Source organism: Roseibium album (genome assembly GCF_001404515.1).
GTDB classification, from domain to species: Bacteria; Pseudomonadota; Alphaproteobacteria; order Rhizobiales; family Stappiaceae; genus Roseibium; species Roseibium album.
Genome location: NZ_CXWE01000003.1, coordinates 248,182 through 267,352, shown reverse-complemented (window position 1 = coordinate 267,352; position 19,171 = coordinate 248,182). Strand labels below are relative to the sequence as shown.

At 56.1% G+C, this 19,171-nt stretch carries 16 protein-coding genes and 1 tRNA gene; 8 read left to right on the top strand and 9 right to left on the bottom strand.

Annotation, left to right across the window (positions count from 1 at the left end):
• Positions 1–37: 37 nt before the first annotated feature.
• The 4 genes from LA5095_RS10675 to LA5095_RS10660 all read left to right on the top strand — a co-directional run bounded on the left by LA5095_RS10675 (position 38) and on the right by LA5095_RS10660 (position 4,140).
• A complete protein-coding gene (locus tag LA5095_RS10675) occupies positions 38–925 on the top strand; it encodes a hypothetical protein (protein WP_055114752.1) in 888 nt (295 codons plus the stop codon).
• Between the two features lie 124 nt (positions 926–1,049).
• Entirely contained in the window at positions 1,050–1,832 is a 783-nt protein-coding gene (locus tag LA5095_RS10670; protein WP_055114750.1) for a 3-hydroxybutyrate dehydrogenase, read from the top strand.
• A 41-nt stretch (positions 1,833–1,873) separates the two neighbouring features.
• The gene (locus LA5095_RS10665) at positions 1,874–2,887 is read left to right on the top strand and encodes a patatin-like phospholipase family protein (RefSeq protein WP_055114748.1); all 1,014 of its coding nucleotides are present in this window, start codon (positions 1,874–1,876) and stop codon (positions 2,885–2,887) included.
• A gap of 422 nt (positions 2,888–3,309) precedes the next feature.
• Complete coding sequence (locus LA5095_RS10660; protein ID WP_055114746.1) at positions 3,310–4,140, top strand: pentapeptide repeat-containing protein; 831 nt, start codon at positions 3,310–3,312, stop codon at positions 4,138–4,140.
• 434 nt (positions 4,141–4,574) lie between these two features.
• On the opposite strand, the gene LA5095_RS10655 is transcribed toward LA5095_RS10660, so the two are convergent.
• Positions 4,575–5,375: a MipA/OmpV family protein gene (locus tag LA5095_RS10655; protein WP_055114744.1), complete on the bottom strand. Its 801-nt coding sequence runs from the start codon at positions 5,373–5,375 to the stop codon at positions 4,575–4,577.
• A 239-nt stretch (positions 5,376–5,614) separates the two neighbouring features.
• Here LA5095_RS10655 and LA5095_RS10650 point away from each other — a divergent pair, with 239 nt between their 5' ends.
• Positions 5,615–5,911: a YggT family protein gene (locus tag LA5095_RS10650; RefSeq protein WP_055114741.1), complete on the top strand. Its 297-nt coding sequence runs from the start codon at positions 5,615–5,617 to the stop codon at positions 5,909–5,911.
• A gap of 80 nt (positions 5,912–5,991) precedes the next feature.
• Here LA5095_RS10650 and LA5095_RS10645 read toward each other — a convergent pair whose 3' ends face one another.
• The 4 genes from LA5095_RS10645 to LA5095_RS10630 form a co-directional block, all read right to left on the bottom strand.
• A complete protein-coding gene (locus LA5095_RS10645) occupies positions 5,992–6,183 on the bottom strand; it encodes a Trm112 family protein (protein WP_029062614.1) in 192 nt (63 codons plus the stop codon).
• A 39-nt stretch (positions 6,184–6,222) separates the two neighbouring features.
• Positions 6,223–6,900: an LON peptidase substrate-binding domain-containing protein gene (locus LA5095_RS10640; RefSeq protein WP_055114738.1), complete on the bottom strand. Its 678-nt coding sequence runs from the start codon at positions 6,898–6,900 to the stop codon at positions 6,223–6,225.
• Positions 6,901–6,987: 87 nt separating this feature from the next.
• Positions 6,988–7,944, bottom strand: a complete 957-nt coding sequence (trxA, locus tag LA5095_RS10635; protein WP_208992675.1) for a thioredoxin — start codon at positions 7,942–7,944, stop codon at positions 6,988–6,990.
• Positions 7,945–8,127: 183 nt separating this feature from the next.
• Positions 8,128–8,649, bottom strand: coding sequence for a prolyl-tRNA synthetase associated domain-containing protein (locus tag LA5095_RS10630; RefSeq protein WP_055114736.1), 522 nt, complete (start codon positions 8,647–8,649; stop codon positions 8,128–8,130).
• A 242-nt stretch (positions 8,650–8,891) separates the two neighbouring features.
• On the opposite strand from LA5095_RS10630, the gene LA5095_RS10625 reads away from it, so the two are divergent.
• A tRNA-Gly gene (locus LA5095_RS10625) sits at positions 8,892–8,966 on the top strand.
• Between the two features lie 218 nt (positions 8,967–9,184).
• Here LA5095_RS10625 and LA5095_RS33215 read toward each other — a convergent pair.
• Positions 9,185–9,388: a GDCCVxC domain-containing (seleno)protein gene (locus LA5095_RS33215; protein ID WP_082442528.1), complete on the bottom strand. Its 204-nt coding sequence runs from the start codon at positions 9,386–9,388 to the stop codon at positions 9,185–9,187.
• Positions 9,389–9,407: 19 nt separating this feature from the next.
• The gene (locus LA5095_RS10620) at positions 9,408–9,731 is read right to left on the bottom strand and encodes a hypothetical protein (RefSeq protein WP_055114734.1); all 324 of its coding nucleotides are present in this window, start codon (positions 9,729–9,731) and stop codon (positions 9,408–9,410) included.
• Positions 9,732–9,830: 99 nt separating this feature from the next.
• Between LA5095_RS10620 and LA5095_RS10615 the strand changes: the two genes are divergently transcribed.
• Both LA5095_RS10615 and LA5095_RS32020 read left to right on the top strand, forming a co-directional pair.
• Complete coding sequence (locus LA5095_RS10615) at positions 9,831–10,217, top strand: MerR family transcriptional regulator (RefSeq protein WP_055114732.1); 387 nt, start codon at positions 9,831–9,833, stop codon at positions 10,215–10,217.
• Positions 10,218–10,431: 214 nt separating this feature from the next.
• Positions 10,432–13,863, top strand: a complete 3,432-nt coding sequence (locus tag LA5095_RS32020) for a peptidoglycan-binding domain-containing protein (RefSeq protein WP_082442481.1) — start codon at positions 10,432–10,434, stop codon at positions 13,861–13,863.
• A gap of 308 nt (positions 13,864–14,171) precedes the next feature.
• Here the strand turns inward: LA5095_RS32020 and LA5095_RS10605 are convergent, their stop codons facing one another.
• Both LA5095_RS10605 and LA5095_RS10595 read right to left on the bottom strand, forming a co-directional pair.
• Positions 14,172–17,639 carry a caspase family protein gene (locus LA5095_RS10605; protein ID WP_055114731.1) on the bottom strand — a complete coding sequence of 1,156 codons (3,468 nt, stop codon included), beginning with the start codon at positions 17,637–17,639 and terminating at the stop codon, positions 14,172–14,174.
• A gap of 438 nt (positions 17,640–18,077) precedes the next feature.
• Positions 18,078–19,127 carry a Gfo/Idh/MocA family protein gene (locus LA5095_RS10595; protein WP_055115574.1) on the bottom strand — a complete coding sequence of 350 codons (1,050 nt, stop codon included), beginning with the start codon at positions 19,125–19,127 and terminating at the stop codon, positions 18,078–18,080.
• Positions 19,128–19,171: the final 44 nt, after the last annotated feature.

The following is a 19,171-nucleotide window of genomic DNA, read 5'->3' as shown; positions in this document are numbered from 1 at the left end:
TACTTTCGTGTTTGGCAAAGGATTACTGGGGTAGCTCATGTTCATCACCGTCCTGGAACGTTCAGTCTCCCTGGCGCAGCACAATATCGGGACGCTGTTCAAGACAGGTTGGGCCTATATCCTGCTCCTGCTGGCGCTCAATTTTGCGATAGGGTCTTCGTTGATGCCGGAAAGCGGGTTCTCGACGATGTCCTACATGACGGAGCCGGTGGCCAAGGCCGATGAAGGTGCGCTGCGCGCATTGGCTGCCATTGCAAATCTTCTCGTCGGCTTCTCGATCGCAATTGCCTATGTCCGGCGCATCCTGATTGGCGCCCGCGACTTTCCGGTCACATTCGGGAAACGAACGCTTCGTGTCATGTACTACCAGATCGTTCTGGGGCTGATCGGGTTTCTGTCACTTGTTCCTCTGATGATCGTTTCTTCGATAATTGCCGCCCTGACAGCGGGGTTTGGTCTTCTTTTGATGTTTCTGGCACCATTCATTGCACTGATGGTGGTTCAGAAACTGTCCGTGGTTCTTCCCGCGGCAGCTGTCGATGATCCCCTGACGCTCAGGGAGAGCTGGCGGGCAACGTCCGGCTTCGGTTGGGCGATGGCCTTTTCGGCACTCGTCATGAGTCTCCTGGCGGCTTTGCTGATCTTCGTCTGGGGGTTTCTCCTGAGCATGAGTGACGGGTTGTTGCCGGCAAGTGATCTTTGGCTGCAGATCCGATCTGCCATCTTTCCTATGGGGACGATGCTGATCTTCGTCTGGGTTTTCGCCAGCCTGCAGGCAACCTTCTACGGGTTGATCCGCGAGCGGTTTGCGAATGAGCTTGGACTGAAGAAGGAGGACTTCCAGCAAGTGGATGCGCAAAGACAGATGGCGCGTGAGCGTGCAACCAAGGCGCTCGCCGGTGCCAAACGGATGAAGCGGGACTAGGAAAATGAGGCGCACCCGCCCTTTGACATGACGAGGCAATCACTTTTCCTCAATGTGATGTTGCGGTGCGGCGAAATCTGTTGAAGTGTTGCACCAGACAAATTCACTTCCTGGGAGATCCCGAATGCTTGCCAACAAAACTGCCGTCATTACCGGATCCACGTCCGGGATCGGACTGGGTTGTGCCCGTGCATTTGCAGAGCAAGGTGCAAACATTGTCATCAATGGTCTTGGCGATGCCGGCGAGATTGAAAAGACCCGCGCAGCGATCGAGGCGGATTTTGGCGTGCGTTGCAGCTATTCGTCTGCGAACATGCTGAATGGCGATGAGATTGCCGGCATGATTGCGGATGCCGAAAAGGAGTTCGGATCTGTTGATATCCTGGTGAACAATGCCGGTATCCAGTTTGTTTCTCCCGTGGATGAGTTCCCGGTTGAAAAATGGGATGCGATCATTGCGATCAACCTGTCCTCCGCCTTTCATGCCATCCGGGCCGCTCTGCCGGGAATGAAACAGCGTGGCTGGGGTCGAATTATCAATACGGCGTCCGCCCATGCGCTTGTCGCCTCGCCCTTCAAATCCGCCTATGTCGCCGCAAAGCACGGAATTGCGGGTCTTACCAAGACTGTCGCGCTCGAAGTCGCTGAACAGGGTGTGACCGTGAATGCGATCTGCCCGGGTTATGTCTGGACGCCGCTGGTGGAAGCACAGATTCCCGACACGATGAAAGCGCGCAACATGACAGAGGAGCAGGTCAAGAAGGAAGTCATGCTCAAGGCGCAGCCGACCAAGGAATTCGTGACGGTCGATCAGGTTGCCGGTTATGCCGTTTTCCTGTGCAGCGATACGGCCTCTGCCATCACCGGCTCCGTTCTGCCGATCGACGGCGGCTGGACGGCGCAATAACCGAACGCGAAATCTTGCCGTAAAAAGGAAAGGTGTGTGCTGTGGCCGAACCCAAGAAGATTAACCTGGCTTTGCAGGGTGGCGGTGCGCATGGTGCCTTCACATGGGGGGTGCTGGACTGGTTTCTGCAAGACAGCCGCCTTTCCATCGATGCGATCACGGGGACGTCGGCCGGTGCCATGAATGCCGTGGTTCTCGCGAGCGGCATGGAAGCGGGCGGCGAGGAAGGCGCGCGCGCCAGCCTGGAAGCATTCTGGCGCGAGGTCAGCGAAGAAGCGCGGTTCAGCCCGATCCAGAGAACACCCCTTGACGTTCTGCTCGGCAACTGGAGCCTTGATCATTCGCCGAGTTATCTTTTTTTCGATGTCGTGTCGCGGTTCGCATCGCCCTATGAATTCAATCCTCTCAACGTCAACCCGCTCAGGGATGTTGTCGAGAAAATGGTTGATTTCGACAAGGTGCACTGCTGTTCCGGCGTCCGGCTGTTCATTGCCGCGACCAATGTTTTTTCCGGCAAGATCCGGGTGTTCAGCGAAAAGGAAGTCACCCTTGACGCCGTGATGGCGTCTGCCTGTCTGCCGCAGCTTTACCAGGCGGTGGAAATCGATGGCGAGCCCTATTGGGACGGCGGCTACATGGGCAACCCTCCACTTTATCCGCTGTTTTATGAAACCGCGACTCCGGACGTCGTGCTCGTGCAGATCAATCCTCTGGAACGGCGCCAGGTACCGCGAACTGCCCGCGAGATCGTCAACAGGTTGAACGAGATCACCTTCAATTCCACGCTGCTGAGAGAACTCAGGGCCATCGACTTCGTGACCCGGTTGATCGAGGAAGGCAAGCTTTCGTCTGAGGAATACATGAAGGTGCACATGCACCGGATCTTCGCTCGGGAACTGAAGCCGCTCCAGGCGTCCTCCAAGCTCAATGCGGAATGGGCGTTTCTGATCGAGTTGCGCGATCTTGGCCGCCAGACCGCAAAAGAATGGCTGGACAACCATTACGACGACATTGGTGAGCGTTCATCGGTCGACCTCAGAGACGAGTTTGCCTGAGGACCCTGTTCGCGGTTCAGAGCCTGCGCGTTAACCTTCTCTTAGCCACGTTTGCAAGTGGCTTTGCAATTTGCAATGCATGAAAGATGAAGACTTTCTAAACCAGATCAGCATCTTGTGGTGAAGGCGAAGAATGCGACTAGATCTGGAAAATTATCCGCAAAAACCAATTGGCAAGCCTTTTGCGATGGAATTGGCACGCTGATTGTCAGGTAGTGCGTCGTCAGCGCCTTATGTGGACGGAAGAGGTGGGCAACTGCGACCCCGCTCGCTTCTTCCTCCCATAGGAGCCATGCCGGCAGGACTTGTTTTTCACGACATTTTTCTCATTTTCGACAATATACGTTTTCTGGACAGAAACTGTCCTTAAACTGCTGGTATTGGATACCTATCTTTAGAGAAGTCTGAAAAAAGGTTTTGGCATGAGCGACAGGTTTACGCATTTTCTGGCAGGCTTTTTGGGTGTCTTTGCATTGTGTTCATTGTCCACCGGAGCGCTTGCCGGTAGCGATGAAGAAAAAATGGCCGACATCAAGAAGAACGGCGGCTGCCCGCGCTGCGATCTGCGGCTGACAGAACTGAGGTTCCTGACCGTAGAGAATGTGAACTTCAACCGTGCCAACCTTCGTGAAACCGACTTGAAGGAAGCTGTTCTTCCCGGTGGCGACTTTCAAAATTCAGACTTGCGCCGCACGGAGGCGGAGCGTGCGGATTTCTCGGGAAGCAATTTTACGGGTTCGAACATGCGTTCCGCGGACCTGGAAAAAGCCAATTTTACCAATGCGATTCTTGAAGACGTCGACCTCAGGGACGCGGACCTGAACGCCAGCATCGCCAACAATGCCAATTTTGATGGAGCAGATCTTCGCGGCGCTGGTTTTATCAGATCCGTTGCGACCGGTGCATCCTTTGAGGGCGCAAAGATGGACGGGGTCAATCTGGAGCGTGTCGACCTGTCCGGCGCGAACTTCAAGAACGCCCGCATCCGGCAAGGCAAGCTGGATCGGATCAAGGCTGACGGCGCGGATTTCTCCGGTGCGGATTTCACCGGTGTCCGGCTGGTGAGTGCGGATCTTTCAAACGCCAATCTGACGAATGTTAATTTCGACGGCGCCTTGCTGCGGCGGACACGTCTTGTCGGAGCTGACTTGACCGGCGCCGATAACCTGGATCCGAGCCGTATTCTGGGTGCTTGCGGTGATGAAAACACCAAGCTGCCGCGCGGTATCGAATTGATCGAGTGTTCGTATTGAGACTTTCTCAGCAGGATCCGGGCCGCCTAGACGCCAGTGCTCTGTCGGTTCGCTATGAGCCAATGTCGAGGATTTGGACCAGCGGTTGCGAATGACTGCCGGTCTGCGCGCAGATCAACGGGTTTATTGGCTGATTCACGTATTAGCGGCACGAAGGCAATGCCGGGTTCGGCTCACGCATCCCGGACTCGGAAATCAACTTCGTGCTGACGTAAGGTCAGCAAGACACGTAACCCGCTTCATGGTTCCTGCCGTTGCCGATCGCCCGGGAAGCCTTGGAGTATAGTCGCTCCCCTGGCCGGACCAGAGGCTCCGACTGTCACACCGAACAAACGGGTCAGGCGAATTGTGCAACAGCCGTATTCCCGGTCGAGATATCTTGGAGCGAACCTCGCGGTCCGATTTGCCTATGACGATCGTAGCAGCTTCAGCTCTTAAAAGATGTCGAATGCGAACCGGTAGCTGACGCCGACGCCAAGACTGAACTGGTCCTTGCTGCCGGCTTCCGCGATCGGGCTGTCAGCCGCGTCGCCGATCAACCGGTCGTAGGTTCCGCGGATGTGCAGGCGAACGTCATCATTCCAGTCGTAACTGCCGCGCGCTGCGAGACCGACGCTCTTGAAACCCGCACCCGGGTCATATTGCGTCAGGCGGCCGCCGCTATTGGCAGCTTCCGTCGCAGTGACACCGAAATAGGTGTCCATATATTCTCCGGATGCGAAGCTGGCACGTGGACCGAAGCTGACTTCCCATTTGTCACTGGGGTAGATGATGCCGTCGAGACCAAGCTGGCCAACCTGGCCGGTGTGACCGTTGATGCCCTGACGGAGTTCGGCAAAGGCGCGGAAATGTTCGGTCCGGAAACCGCCGCCAAGCCCGAGTTCCAGCGCCCAGTCTACGGTACTTGTTCCGGTGAGGTCCGTGCTGTCGCTTGCCTTTCGCTCCCCGATGAAATTGAAGGAGGGAAAGAAGAAGACCCCCGACTTGCGGCGTCCGTCGACCACCTGTCCAAGACCTGGAAGATAAAAGCGGCCCACCGATATGATCGGCATCGGATAGATCAGGTAGGAATCTGCTGATTCATACCGTGGCTGTGCGATGGCGCCGATCCCCAGATCGACGACGAACTGCTTGTTGGCGTCCTGGGCGGAGATCTCTCCACTCTGTGCCAGAGCGGTTCCGGACACGGCGCCCAGTGAAAGAGCGAGCGCAACGCGTGACAAAGTCTTGAACATTAAGGCCACATCCATATGGAATTCATTGCCGGCAAGATAGCACGAAGCAGGCTTACTCAAAGCCTAAGGAATCCCGGTTTTGTCGAAGTGTTGCATTTCCGCACCGGATTCTTCTGGCGGAGAAAATGCGACAAGCGGTTACAAACAATTCCGCGTTCTTGAAAGTGCTGTCTTGCAGGCGCGCGGACTCGGGGCTACATGAGAAACGAGAAAGAAACTGAACGGCAACGGACCAGATCATGACCGCATTATTCAACGTCATCCTCATTGCGCTGGAACTCTATACCTACGTGATCATTGCCAGTGCGATCTTCTCCTGGCTCTACGCTTTCAACATTGTGAACTCGAGCAATCAGATCATCAATTCCATCGGCAGGGTCCTGTACAATCTGACCGAGCCTGCATTGCGGCCCATACGCAGGTTCATGCCCGATCTTGGCGGTATCGACATTTCACCCATTGTTCTGCTTCTGGGCATCATCTTTTTGCGCCAGATCATCATCATCAACATATTGCCGATGTTTAGCGGTTTCTGATCTTGCAATCTGCGTGGGTCAATCAAAAGCCCGGATCAGTCGATCCGGGCTTTGTTTGTGTCCAGACCTTGCGGAACCGGTCAGTCTTCCAGCTTGCGCGCCTCGTCCGGTAACATGATGGGGATGCCGTTGCGGATCGGATAGGCGAGTTTGGCAGATCTTGAGATGAGCTCCCTTGCCTCGGCGTCATATTCCAGGGTCGCCTTTGTCACCGGACAGACAAGCAACTCAAGCAGTTTCCTGTCGACTGGGCGTTCGCTCGTTTCGGTCATCTGAGTGTCTTTCAATTCGGATATTTGGTGCGTGGCGCCCTATTGAAGCGTCGAGCCGCCATCATTTTGCGACCTTGCCAGATCCATCTCCGTGATCGCAATGAGCGTTTCGGCGCGCGTCTTCAGGTCGCGGGCTTCCAGCAACGCCTGTTTTTCCTGAGGGCCGTATGGACACATCATGCAGAGCGCATTGACGAGAACCTCGGTTTCGGCTTCCGAAACGCTTTGCCAGTCAGCCTCGAGATTGTTGGCGTCCAGATAATCCCGCAAGGTTCTAAGCAGCCCGGTCCGGTCGACATCCTCTTCACCGTCACCACATCTGAGATCGGCCGCGAACGGCGCGAAATCACACTCGACTTCCCTGAAGGCGCTGTAGGTGCGCAGTTCCTTGCCGAGAGCGAACCGCGTAACACCTTGCAGCGTCACAAGATAGCGACCGTCCCCGGTTTCCTGGAAACTCGTGAGGCGGCCGACGCAGCCGACATCTGCCAGCACGGGCACATCCGGTTCCTGGCCCGGTGCTTCATGCGCAGGCTGCACCATGCCGACCAGGCGATTGCCGGAAAGCGCAGCATCCATCATGTCGAGATAGCGTTGCTCGAAGATGTTCAACGGCAATTGTGTCCTGGGCAGTAGCAATGCGCCGGAAAGGGGAAACACGGGCAAGACCGGTGGCAAGTCCGCGATCGTTTCATAAATGGCGTTTCCTGCCTGCATTTCCGCGCCTTCTTATTGTGTTTGTTTCGGCACCGGGGACCGATTGCACCGGTATCCCCCGTAAATGTGTGTCATTTCCGGCAATCGTCAAGAAAACAGGACTGCAGACAGTTTGCGGCGACCGTAATTGCTTGCCGGGTCCTTGAAGCCCCAGGCTTCGAAAAACTGCAGCAGTTGCATACGGGCGCCGTCCTCGTTCCATTCGCGGTCGTTCCGGACGATTTCGATCAGTTGATCAACAGCACCTTCCTTGTCACCCTTGCCGTTCAGCCCAAGAGCCAGGTCGAAGCGAGCCTGGTGATCGAGCGGGTTGCTGGCAATACGATTGTGAAACTCGGCAAGGTCACCGAGGGACGCGGCCTGCTCGGCGAGATCCAGCGCAGCCACGGCGGCAGTGTAGGCTTCGTCCGAACGCTTGTCTTCCGGCACCAGTTCTAGCGCCTGTTTGGCCCGTTCCAGTTCGTCCGCGCCGAGATAACACTGGGCAAGACCGGCCAACGCTTTCACATTTTCCGGTTCCATCTGCATCACGGCACCGAACAGCTGTGCGGCCTGGGCGAAGTCGTTCGCCGCCAGAAGTTCCGTGGCCTGTTCCAGGTAGGCGTCAGCCTCGTTCGCCGGGGCCGGTCCACCGAGTTTTTCGATGAAGGCCTTCACCTGGCTTTCCTGTTGTGCACCCATGAAGCCGTCCACCGGCTGACCGTCCTTGAAGGCGACCACGGCGGGAATCGACTGGATGCCCATCTGGCCGGCGATCTCCGGGTGATCGTCAATATTCATCTTTGCCAGCCTGACCGTGCCACCTGCCGCCTTCACCGCAGCTTCTATGATCGGCGTGAGCTGTTTGCAGGGGCCGCACCAGGGTGCCCAGAAATCGACAAGTACCGGTTGCTGGCGCGAGGCTTCGAGAACGTCGGCCATGAATGTCTGGGTGGTAACATCGAAAATGAGGTCGCCGCCGGTCGGACCGCTGCCACCGGTCGGGCCACCATTGCCGCCGTCGCCACCGAATCCACCGCCCTGACCGCCATAGCCGCCGCCCATGCTGGCCCCGAATCCGCCGCCAACCTGGCCACCGACGCTGTAGTTGCCGTTACTCATCTGCCCGCCTCATGCTTTCCGGCCGGCGCTTGCCGCGCTCCGGCCAATCTGGAACCCTAAACTGGTTGAATTTGCTCCTAACATGGAGCTGTCGCGCCGGAAATACAAACTCCGGCGTCGCGAAGATTAATGTGCAGCATTCCTTGCCTGTTCACTGACCGCCAAAACCTGCGGATCATGTCCGCAAGCCTTTGCGAATTTCACCAGATCTTCCGCGCGGATCGTCGTGGTGGCATCGTTCTTCAGCGGATGATAGTTGAGAATGTCGTGCTGCATCATCGCGGCATCGAAAACCGGGGTGACCCGCAATGCCTCGCGGTCGTTCATCAGTGAAAACGGCGTGACCGATCCCGGTTCCACGCCGAGGACTTCCATTAAGAGATCCGCGTTGCCAAAGGAGACCCTGCCCTGGCCACCGATAATCTGATGAACCTTTTTCAGATCAATTTCCGCGTCATGCAGGACGACAATCAGAAACAGGCGGCTTTTCTTGTCCTTCACGAAAAGGTTCTTGGTGTGACCGCCCGGGATCCGGTCATGAAGACCCCCGGATTCTGCAACGGTGAAAACCGGTTCGTGATCTACGGTCGAAACCCCGATATCGAGTTCCTCGAGGAAGGTCATCAGTTCGTCGCGTGTCGCTGGCATGTTTTTTTCCGACAATTTGAGCTTTCCGGCTGTTTAACGCGATTACGGGTTGCGCCACAAGCTCAATCGCTGATGAAAAGCCGCATAAATCCGCGGATTTTACGATCCCGATTCACAGGACGTCCACAGAAAGGCAGCTCACATAATTTCTTCAATTTCCTTGTTGCAATCCGTCCCGGCTTAGTCCATATACTGCGCCACCGACGCCGAGGCGGCCACCGCCGGAGCGCTCGTGACACTATGCGGGTGTAGCTCAGGGGTAGAGCACAACCTTGCCAAGGTTGGGGTCGTGGGTTCGAATCCCATCGCCCGCTCCAGATTTTCAGAAAGGCTCAGGACAACACCTGGGCCTTTTTTCGTTTTCAGGAACTTGGTTCAATTCGCCGCTTGCTGCGGCCTGTTCGCGTTTCCATAGCTCATTACAAAGTGTTTGCGGAAGATGACGAACGCGCTCCCGTCCCGATGTGCGTAACCGGTTCGGTTCAAGGGTATTGCAGGCCACCGAGGTTTTCGAAACCGGGAGGCTGGATCGCTATCAACGACAGCAGTTCTCGCCCGCCTGAATTGGCGGGCAAGGGACCGTTGCGAACGAACAGAAGACGCAACAGTCGCCTTTGTTCGGCTTGAGGATGCTTCCGCAAGATTTGCATTCGTAGAACCACTGGCATGCGTCTGTCGGCATTGTCTCAGTTTCCCTGTGTCCGCATTCCGGGCATGTCAGCGTGCTTTGAAGCTCCATACTTTCTTTTTCCATGTGCTCACATCTGTGTAATGAGAAATTCGTTGATCTGAGTTTCGTAAAAAACGATCACCCACGCTGCTGCGGTCACTGCCGTGCTGCCTGTCAGCCACCATTTGAGCCGCGAGACCGCGCCTTGACGAAGCGACAACCACCAGGACAATGCGGCAAAAAGCGTTGCAACGGCCAACACGTAGTAACTGGCCGCCGCTATCTTTCCGAAGATTACCAGCCAGCTTCCGCCAAAGCCGAGCAACATCATTGTCATGGGCAACACGCAGCAGGTGGCAACACCAAGTGCTGTGAAAGAGCTCAAGTAGCTGAATTCAATGTGCTTTCTCAAGCCGATTCTCCCAGGTGGCAGGCCAAAATGCGTTGCAGGCTGCAGTCTGTGCCTTTATAAATCCTGTAGCAACTACAGGATCAAGCGAGGAGATTTCACATGATTGCGATTGGCGAGGCCTCGCGGCGGAGCGGCGTCGGCATTGAGACAATTCGCTACTACGAGCGCGAGGGCGTCGTCCCCAGACCGGTGCGGGCTGCCAACAACAGGCGGCTTTACTCGGAAGATGATGTCGGGCGACTTCGCTTCCTAAAGAGATGCCGCGACCTCGGATTTCCGCTTGCCGATGCAAAGGCATTGCTGGAACTGTCGCACCGCGATGACGATGAATGCCAGTCCGTAAAGACAATAGCCGAGCGTCACACCGCCAAAGTCAGGGAGAAAATAGAGGAACTTCAAAGGCTCGAGGCGGCGTTGGCTGAACTTACCAGGAACTGCTCGGACGGGAATGTTTCATGCCCGATGCTGAACAGGCTCAGTCGCTAAACGATTGGGGTGCATCCCTACGCGCCCAATTCGCCGAATAGCAGTTTCTGGCCATAAACCGCCCCCGCAAAACCGGCAATGCCGCCTGCGGATGGCGTATTGCGCACGAATAAACAGATTTTGTGATTTTGATCATGTGACAGGTTGCAAGCGTAACTTTACAACTTGTCTACACGCAAATTTCAGTGCCTATCCGGATACCTCAGGGTCATACATGTTCAGATCATCGCTCGCCTGCTTCTTAACCCTTTTCTCCCTGCCGGCACTTGCAGATGTCTGGACGTTCGAAACGCCCTCGGAAAACATTCAATGCACCGTGGGTGAGGGCTTCGACGAAAACGAGCAGGCCCAGTCGGACATTACCTGTACGATCATTGACCGATCCGGACCGCCGGCCCTGCCGCGACCCAATGATTGCGCATCAGGTTGGGGGCATGTCTTCTCCATGCGTAACAGGGGACCTGTCCAAATGGAATGTGGTGCTCCGAGCCAGGATCGCGGCGGGTCAAGCAGGGCGGAGTACGGGGTCACGGGAGAGTTTGTCGGAATAACCTGTCACTCTTCCCGTCAGGGCCTGACCTGCACGAACCGCGACGGCAACGGTTTCTCGCTCGCAAAACGCCGGCAGGCGGTCTTTGGACCGAATGTGGGGCAGTCTGCGGGGCCAGGCTCACCCAAAACCATTTCGCGGGCGGCGGCCTACCTGCGGGATGAACAGATCGGCGTCGCCTGCGACGGACGTGGTGGTACCTTTGAACCGGGCGGGCTCATCGAACGCGATCTGACTGGAGACGGCAAGGACGATTTGCTCATCGATCATCGGGGGATCAGCTGCAACGGTTCGCCACGATCCAGTCTCGAGTGCGGCATGCAGGTCTGCTCGATGAGGATCTATGTGCGCGAAGGTCAGTTGCTGCAGCTCAAGGAAGACTTTCTCGGCATGCAGCCTTCTATCGGCAATGAGCAGGTTCCGGTCATTCGTGTTCTGGGTCATGGTGGCGGGCAAGCCGCGATCCGATGGACGGGATACGGGTTCGAGCGGCTGCAGCAACCGACTTCGGCAAGCAACGCGCGTCCCGCATACGATCCGAATGCCCGCTGGGGATCATATACCGGGCAGGGCATCCGGGAAGCATCGGTCACCAGCGGACCACAAAACCAGCTTCTCCTTGCCTGCGACCTGGGTGCATCTCCCTTTGGCGCCGGAAGCTCTCTTTCGATCGAGATCGGAGGCGACAAGGCGCCGGCCGGTTCGACAGGGACGATGGCTTTCGATGGCGGGCAGCCGATACCGGTCCATTTCAATGCCGACAACTCGGTCCAGGTCGAAAACTCCAATGCAAGCATCGGTCAGTTCAATTTCATCGTCAGCAGTCTGAAGCGGCACAGCACCGTGCTGGTGAGCCTGCCGAACGGAAAACAGGCCCGCTTTTCGCTCCGGGGATCGAGCAGGGCGATCGGCAATTGTCCAGCGACGCCAACAGCGCGCGACTTGACGGCAGCCACTGCCGCAGCAGCGCGACCGGCTGCATCTTCAAAACAGGGAAGCGGCGGTTCCGACAACAAATTTGCTGACTACCCTCCCACGGCGATCCTGAATTCCGCAGCGAAGTTTCCGCAATTCAACGGACGCGACAATGCATTCAGGGATTATCGGACGAGACTGCGCGACGGCGTGAACGCGGGAGTGAACTTTGCAGGGCACTATTCCTTTGTAACGATCGGCTGCGGCACCAGCTGCCGGTTCGCTTTCGTGGTCGATCTCAGATCTGGCGAAGTGTTTGACTTTCCTTACGGCGGCGAAGAGCAGTATCAGATGGACCTGCTGTTCTTTCGCGACAGCCGCCTTGTCAAGGTCCGCTGGAAAGGCAGCTGGGACGGCAACACCTGCAGCGAACGGGATCTGGCCGTTGAAGGCATGCGCTGGCGCGTTCTCGCAGAGCGGACAGTTCCGGCTGCGGACGATTTTTGTTTCTATGACCCGGAGGAAGTCGAAAATCGTGGCCAGTTCAATGATCGTGACGTGAGCGGCCCAAGTTCCGACACCGGGTCTGCGACCCATTCTGCGCCAGTACTTCAGATCGAAAATGTCGCAAAGGACGCCAGTCCGGCGCCAGGCACAGGTCAGGGGTCTGCCCCTCAGACCATCGCCGAATCGGAAGGTTATGAGGAGGACCTGCGCAATCAAAACCAGTCTCATGAAAGATACCTGAAGATCCTCGGGTTCGATCCCGGGCCGGTCGATGGTGTCACTGACGCTTCGACAACAGCCGCGATCATTGCCTTTCAGCAGACGAACGGACTGGAGGTTCTCGGGCGGCTGTTACCGGAGCACATCGGACTGCTGGAGAGGCAAACAGAGGCGACGCTTATGGCGATGGCCGCACCGCCGAGCGATTCCGCCAAGGTTATCAGCAGGCTCCAGCAACCCTCAACCCAGGCAACGGCCTTGCCGAGTGCACTGGTGCCGGAGACAACGGGCACGCAAGCCAAGAAAACGAACTCTTCTCCCGGGCACTTTACTCGCACGGAAAAGAATGGATTTGTCTACTACAAGTTGGGAGCCTGTAAACATGAAAAAGGGTTGGCAATCACCCGTTACAGTTTCCTGGACAGTCCAGCAAAAGCGGAGCTTACGGATCTGTGTTTCGATCGAAAAGGGGGAGAAGTTCAGGCAGCTGAGCCGGTTTCCAATCTGACATTTGTAGAGAATCTCTCAAACATCGAATCTTTCGAAGTCATCAAACCGAACACACAATCCTTTCAGCGAACGAAGGTGTCGGCGCAACTCTACCGTCCCCATCTTGCGGATGATGAGTGGGCAGTTGAATCGGGAAGCTTCAGTTATCACTCGGCTGACTACAATTCTGCGATACGTCAAAGTGCTCAGCAGCATTCGGCCACCGGCTTTGTCTACAAGGACACCACACCGCTTAGCGGTGTTCAATTGGGGAACTATCAGATCACAATACATGTGACTGACATGTGGAGCCATCTGAACAGGGCAAGCGGTCTCAAGCGGAGCGGTGAAACACCAGTCGTCGTCTTGAGCGACGAAGCGGAAATTATCGGTCCAGTCAACGATGTTGTGGTTAAGGCTGACACCGAGGCGGACGGAACTGGCGATATGAACCTTCGTCTGGAAATAGCCGAAGATGGTCAGATAGAAGGTTCCGGGACATTTTATATGACAAATTCCCGTGCTGCGGGGCTCAATCCGACAGACTGGAAAATCGTGGACTGGAAGATCTCCAATATTGTCGGCTATTTCGTCGGCACGAGAGGCCAGGAATTTCGCGGCCTTGGCTTCATCACCGGCCAAACCGTGGACCAGGATGGATTCGTTCATAAATCATTCGGCTCAATTCTGATCCAAGGTTACGGGCCTCTCTACACAACTTCCACGGGAAGTGATCCAAAACAGAGCAATCAAAGCTCAAACAGTGGAACAAGTTCGGATCTCGAAATCGAAGAACAGCTGAAAGCGCTCGGCTTTGACCCCGGTCCGGTCGACGGTGTCGTGACCGAGGGAACGGTGACTGCCATCCATGCATTCCAGAAACAATTCGGCCTGCCGCAAAGCGATGCGTTACCACCGGAGCAGCTGATCGTTCTTGATGCGATGGTCAAAGCCCGCGGCAATTGAGGGTAAAAAAGCAGCTCTGCCAGTTTGTGCGATTTTTGAAAATGTGTCGGCTGGACAGATCTGAACCGATAGCGGTTGGGGTCTGATGAGTATTCTTTTGAGGCACCCGACAAACCACGAATATTACGAACCGGCTTTCCGGCAAGCGCAACCTCGGTTGAGAGAGCCGTTAATCGCACCCGGTCCAATTCGCAGGTTCGAGCGGAAACACCCGGCTCACAACGCGTTTGTGCAAAATTAGTTTGTTGGTGCCCGGCGTTCTTGAGACGAGATTGTTTCCCCGGCATCGACTGGGGCTGGCATCGATCTCAAATTCCTTGCAGGTAATTTGAAAGTCCACGCAGCGTGTTGGGCCCGAACAAGCCATCGATAGCTCCATTGTAGTGACCTGCATCTGCAAGAATGCGCTGGACCTGCTTGCGAAAGCCGTCGTCGAAACGTTGTGCGCGTTCCTCGACAACAGCAATGCGCAGGTCCTTGTCGCCGCGCTTTAGAAGCGTCATGGCTTCTTCCGGGCTGAGTGAACTGATGTCCCGCTCGGCAGTGTCTGACGGAGAAATCTGACCTTCGCTCAGTTCCTTGACTGATGCGTATCTGTTTCCGCCGAGATAAGCATGTACCCGCCTCATAAGGTCTTGATCGGATAACTGAAGCCGATTTCTTACGAAAGAGGCGGTGCCGTCCGCATAGATCGCGAATTGTGCGATGAGTTTTGCCGTATCGACCTGAAAGACGAATGTTTGTGCAGGACGCGCGCCAACGGCGAGAAAACGCCCATCGGGGCTCATGTCCAGGGAGCTGACTTCTGCATTGGGCAAGCGGAGTGTCCGGATTTTCCGCCGGTCTTCAATGTCCCAAATCTCGATCATTTGTCCCGATTCGGTGACGACAGCAGCCGTGCGGTCGTTCGCGGACAGGGCAAACCGGCCAATGTAACCCTCGAAGTCGCCGAAGCTTGCCAACAACCTTCCGTCCGTCGCTCGCCAGATTGCCAGCCTTGTACGCCAGCCCAGACCTTCCCCATTTTTGGCGCTGAGCAGTCCGATTATCCGGTCTCCGGCATTGGTGAACTCAATTGCCGTGGGGATATTGTCTTCCTGGTCCTGCGTCCAAAGCCGGGTCCCATCCTCCGGGTTGAAAAGAAGCAGATCGGCTCGGTCGAGTTTTCGAGATCCAAAATGGAGATCGATCGCGGCAACCTTGTCACCCTGTTTCGACACGGCAAACCTGTCCGCGCCAAGCGATCGGACAAACTCTCCAGTATCGCCGTCCCACAATTTCAGGGCGTCCCGGTTGTAGCCACTCAATACCAGGTTGGAACCGGCGATGAATTCGAGATTATCGGCGCCGTAGGGTTGAGCAGCATCCTTGTCCGGCAGAGGCGCAAGCCTCTTGTCGATGTCAAAACCTTCGGTTTCGAAAATCGCTATGTTGTCGCCTTTGCCGGCGACCGCAAGCCAGGGTTTGGTGGGATGCCAGTTCATCGCTCCCGCGCTTTCGAATGTGTTTTGTTCCCCGTTGTCGACAAAGGCCGGTTCTCCGGATGCCCAGTTCCAGACACCGAATGCCCGGTATGCCTGCAACTGGAATTTGTCTTCGCCATCTGCCGGGGCTGGAACTCTTTTCTGGTAGGCGCTGTCGAGCCCCATTGCGAGCCTGCGCCCATCCGGACTGAATGCGACCGTCGAGACATTTGACGCCAGGCTTGGAATATCAGCGATCACGCGACCGGACGGCAGTTCCAGCAATCTCAATCCGTATGGATAGGATATGGCGACTTTACGCAGGTCGCCGGAAAAACCAGGATTGCCTGTTTCAGCACCTTCCAGAAGCAATGTGTCAGACACCGACCCGTCTTCAATCCGCAGGAAGCGAATGTTCCTGTCACCAGACAAAACCGCAACTTGCTTGTCATCCTGCGAGATGCCCAGAACGCGATCTTCCCTGTCTTTCAGATTTCCAAAGCGGCGTAGCAAGCGCCCATCGGAAACGTTCCATTCTCCAACAAGGCTGTTTTGTTCCGCCAAGGTGGAGAATTCGGTTTGTGCAAAGATTGTCTTGCCGTCACCGGAAAAATGCGGCGCTACCAGGTTCCGCGTGCCAACTTCCGTGACATCGATTTCGGAAACCGGACGGCCATTGCCTGCATCCACGACAGACCAGGCGTTTGGTTCGTTCCCGATTGCCATCAGCCTGGTTCCGTCAGGGCTGAACCTGACTATGTCGGTTCGTTTCCCGCCGGTTTTGCCCGTAAAAATACGCTTGCCATCGGAAACGCGCCATACCCCATAATCTGCACTTGTGTAGCCTGCCGCCGCAGCGATTTTATTTCCGTCGGGGCTGAAGGTGACGGAGGCGACCCGTCCCAAAAGGTCATCGACATTCGACAGTTCACGCACGAGGGACAGATCATCTGATCTGAGCAATTCAATTCGTGAAACCCATGGCAGGTCGCCCAGCGTGAGTTCCGAGATGCCGATAGCCAAAAACTCGGAGTTTTCGCTGAAAGAAAGTGAGCCGGGATCTCCGGAAATCACCTTTTGGCTCAATACGGTCATTGTTTCGGTGTCGTAGACCACCAGCATCTTCTTCTGATGCCCATGAGGGTTGGTGATCACGAGGCGGCTGCCGTCCTTGCTGAGTACATGGAATCCGCCAACCGCCAGCGAAGACGGTCCTGCAGCCAGGTCAATGGAAACACCATCCGGCAGATCAATTTCGGTTCCGCCCACGGCGAAACGCTCCCGTTCATCTGCAAGTTCGCCGCCGTTTGGGGAAGAATCCTGTTCCAGCGGCCCGATCGTTTCATTGCGGAGTTCCGGTGGCACGGCGGCAATCAGGTCTTGCAGAAGCTTTTCGGCTGTGCGAGCCGCCTCGGTGCCGGGGTGTTTCACGATGATTGCCGCGACCGCTGCGCGCCGTTCTTCGCCGCGAAGCGACAATGCCTCATTCAGCTGAAGGCTTGCTTCGATGCCTCTCGGAACACAGTATTTTCCCAGGCAAGTGGAACCCAATACCTGATCGTAATAAGCGGGTTGCTGGACATGTCCGCCTTCAAGACGCGCAAGCTCGGACGTTTTGATCTGCGCTTCGTTGATAGCGTCCTCAAGATACAATCCGTCGCGCAGCAGGGGGAGAAAAGATCGTGCGAAGACCGAAAGACGTTGTCCCTCCGGGTCGCCAGTTAACCTGTCCAGAGCTTCCTGCTGCACACCGGCAGAGAAAACAACGAACATGCCGTCATTTGCGACCATCTGGGTCATGCCCCTTGCCATGGCCTGGGAACGCCGTCCCTTTGGAGGTTTGAATGGATTGTTGCGGCAGGCGTCTATGATCGCGACGATCCTCACCTCCGCAGCCCGGAGTTCATCCAGCAACCCGTCTTCACCATTCATGAGAGGAATGGTTCTCGTTTTCAGGAACTTGTCGGTTGCTTGCGCAGGGGCATCCGTCGGTACCAGAAAATTGGTGCTGCCGTCCGACCATCCGTGCCCGGAATAGACAAGAACCACCTCGTCGCCAGGCAGAAGGCCCTCGACAAATGTCTCGAAGACTTCAAGGGTCTTTTCTTGCGTTTCGTTTCTTACGTGAGTGATCTTGTAATCATGGCCTGCGAGAAAGCTGGCGTATTCATCGGTCTCCGTTTGGGGGGTCTGCAGATCATCCACTTCGACATAATCGGAATTGGACAAGATAAACGCGTGCTTGGTGATTTCGGCTTTCGCAGGCAAGGCTGCGAATGACAACAATGAAAAAAGCAAAAAAAAGCGCCGCATGTCCGAGCAACCTGTTGTCCCATTTCAATCGCCGTACTTTGGCAGAAATTGAAGGGACAGACCAGCGGATGAACCGGTGCGGTGTCTGTCCGCTGATTGCACCTGTCGTTCGCTTTGCATTTTGTTGACGATATGGGGGCGAAACCGGGCTGCATGTGAAGCAATTCCAGTTCCGTCAGTCATCTCCACTGAGCCAGAAAAGCCGGCATCTGCGAGACTTGCCCGCCCCATAAACACGTTTCGTCTAAAATTAGAGGCAAACCTGAAGCCTCGTCTGAACGAAGCGTCAGGGTGAATGCGTTAGTCTTTGCATACATTGCATGGAAGCACGACGAGAGACTGGCGGACTTCCTGTGATGGTGCCTTGCTATAGTACCCACTTGTGCGGCGGAGCCCCCAGCTCCGCTGCAATTCATTTGGGGATTGCTTCAATGGCCTTCACTCGACCTTGAGAAAACGTCCGTTTTCAGCATCGGAGTGTTCAGCCGCGTCAAGTGCGGCCTGCAGGCGAGCGCCATGAACGAAGTCGGGCTCCGGTGGTTCCCTGTCGCGAATGGCATCGACAAAGCGCTCGTACACAGTCGGCACCGGTTTTGCGACGACATCTTCCCAGCGGCCCTCGGTCAGGTTTTCATCCCTGCAGATACGCAAGCTTTCCTTGCGTTTTTCAAACAGAACTTCCAGTCCGCCCCTGTCTCCATAAAGACGCAGGCGCAGGTCGTTGAGATGACCTGAGGCAAATCGGGTTGCACTGATGGTGCCGAGTGCACCATTCGCCAGTTCCGCCTGAAGAGTGAAGCTGTCATTGGCATCTAGAGGATACTCGCCAATCCTGTTGCCCTTGGCCTTGTCGAAAGTCTTCAGGCGGCAGGACAGTTCGGAGACAGGGCTTCCGGCTGCAAAGGTGGCAAAGTCGAGAATGTGGATGCCGACATCACCAAGTACGCCCTTGGAGCCGTGTTCCGTCGAAAGGCGCCAGAGCCACTGGCTTTCGGTGCGCCAGTCACCCCAGGCAGGTTGAGCGAGCCAGCTTTGAAGATAGGAAGCCTCGAAGTGCCGCAGAGCGCCTATGGCACCGTCTGCCACCAGTCCCGCCGCCGCTTGAAGAACGGCAACGTCCCGGTAGCTCAGATTGACCATGCCGACGAGATTGTTCTTTCTCGCAAGGGCAGCCATTTCATGAGCGTCGGCCGCATTGGTTGCAAGCGGTTTTTCACACAGGACATGCTTGCCGGCGTTCAGCAGCATAAGTGTTGTCGGGTGATGCGCAGCGTCCGGCGTCACGTTTGAAACAGCATCGAATTCACCCCAGCCAATCGCCTCTTCCAGATCCTGAAACTGTCGGGGAATGCCGAAACTTTCGCAAAACTCCGACAGTGGGTCGGGGCGCCGGTCGACGCCGGCGACAATTTCGACACCGGGACACTTCTGATAGGCGGTGGCATGGCTTTGGGCCATGTTTCCGGTGCCAAGGATTAGGATGCGGATCGGTTTTTCAGGGGAGGCCATTGGCAACTCCGTCGTCAATTGGA

What these genes read in the sequence shown, in the direction of transcription:
- LA5095_RS10675 (WP_055114752.1), top strand. Translation starts at nt 38, where the DNA reads ATGTTCATCACCGTCCTGGAACGTTCAGTCTCCCTGGCGCAGCACAAT.
- LA5095_RS10670 (WP_055114750.1), top strand. Translation starts at nt 1,050, where the DNA reads ATGCTTGCCAACAAAACTGCCGTCATTACCGGATCCACGTCCGGGATC.
- LA5095_RS10660 (WP_055114746.1), top strand. Translation starts at nt 3,310, where the DNA reads ATGAGCGACAGGTTTACGCATTTTCTGGCAGGCTTTTTGGGTGTCTTT.
- LA5095_RS10655 (WP_055114744.1), bottom strand. Translation starts at nt 5,375, where the DNA reads ATGTTCAAGACTTTGTCACGCGTTGCGCTCGCTCTTTCACTGGGCGCC.
- LA5095_RS10650 (WP_055114741.1), top strand. Translation starts at nt 5,615, where the DNA reads ATGACCGCATTATTCAACGTCATCCTCATTGCGCTGGAACTCTATACC.
- LA5095_RS10645 (WP_029062614.1), bottom strand. Translation starts at nt 6,183, where the DNA reads ATGACCGAAACGAGCGAACGCCCAGTCGACAGGAAACTGCTTGAGTTG.
- LA5095_RS10640 (WP_055114738.1), bottom strand. Translation starts at nt 6,900, where the DNA reads ATGCAGGCAGGAAACGCCATTTATGAAACGATCGCGGACTTGCCACCG.
- trxA (WP_208992675.1), bottom strand. Translation starts at nt 7,944, where the DNA reads ATGGGCGGCGGCTATGGCGGTCAGGGCGGTGGATTCGGTGGCGACGGC.
- LA5095_RS10630 (WP_055114736.1), bottom strand. Translation starts at nt 8,649, where the DNA reads ATGCCAGCGACACGCGACGAACTGATGACCTTCCTCGAGGAACTCGAT.
- LA5095_RS33215 (WP_082442528.1), bottom strand. Translation starts at nt 9,388, where the DNA reads ATGGAGCTTCAAAGCACGCTGACATGCCCGGAATGCGGACACAGGGAA.
- LA5095_RS10615 (WP_055114732.1), top strand. Translation starts at nt 9,831, where the DNA reads ATGATTGCGATTGGCGAGGCCTCGCGGCGGAGCGGCGTCGGCATTGAG.
- LA5095_RS32020 (WP_082442481.1), top strand. Translation starts at nt 10,432, where the DNA reads ATGTTCAGATCATCGCTCGCCTGCTTCTTAACCCTTTTCTCCCTGCCG.
- LA5095_RS10605 (WP_055114731.1), bottom strand. Translation starts at nt 17,639, where the DNA reads ATGCGGCGCTTTTTTTTGCTTTTTTCATTGTTGTCATTCGCAGCCTTG.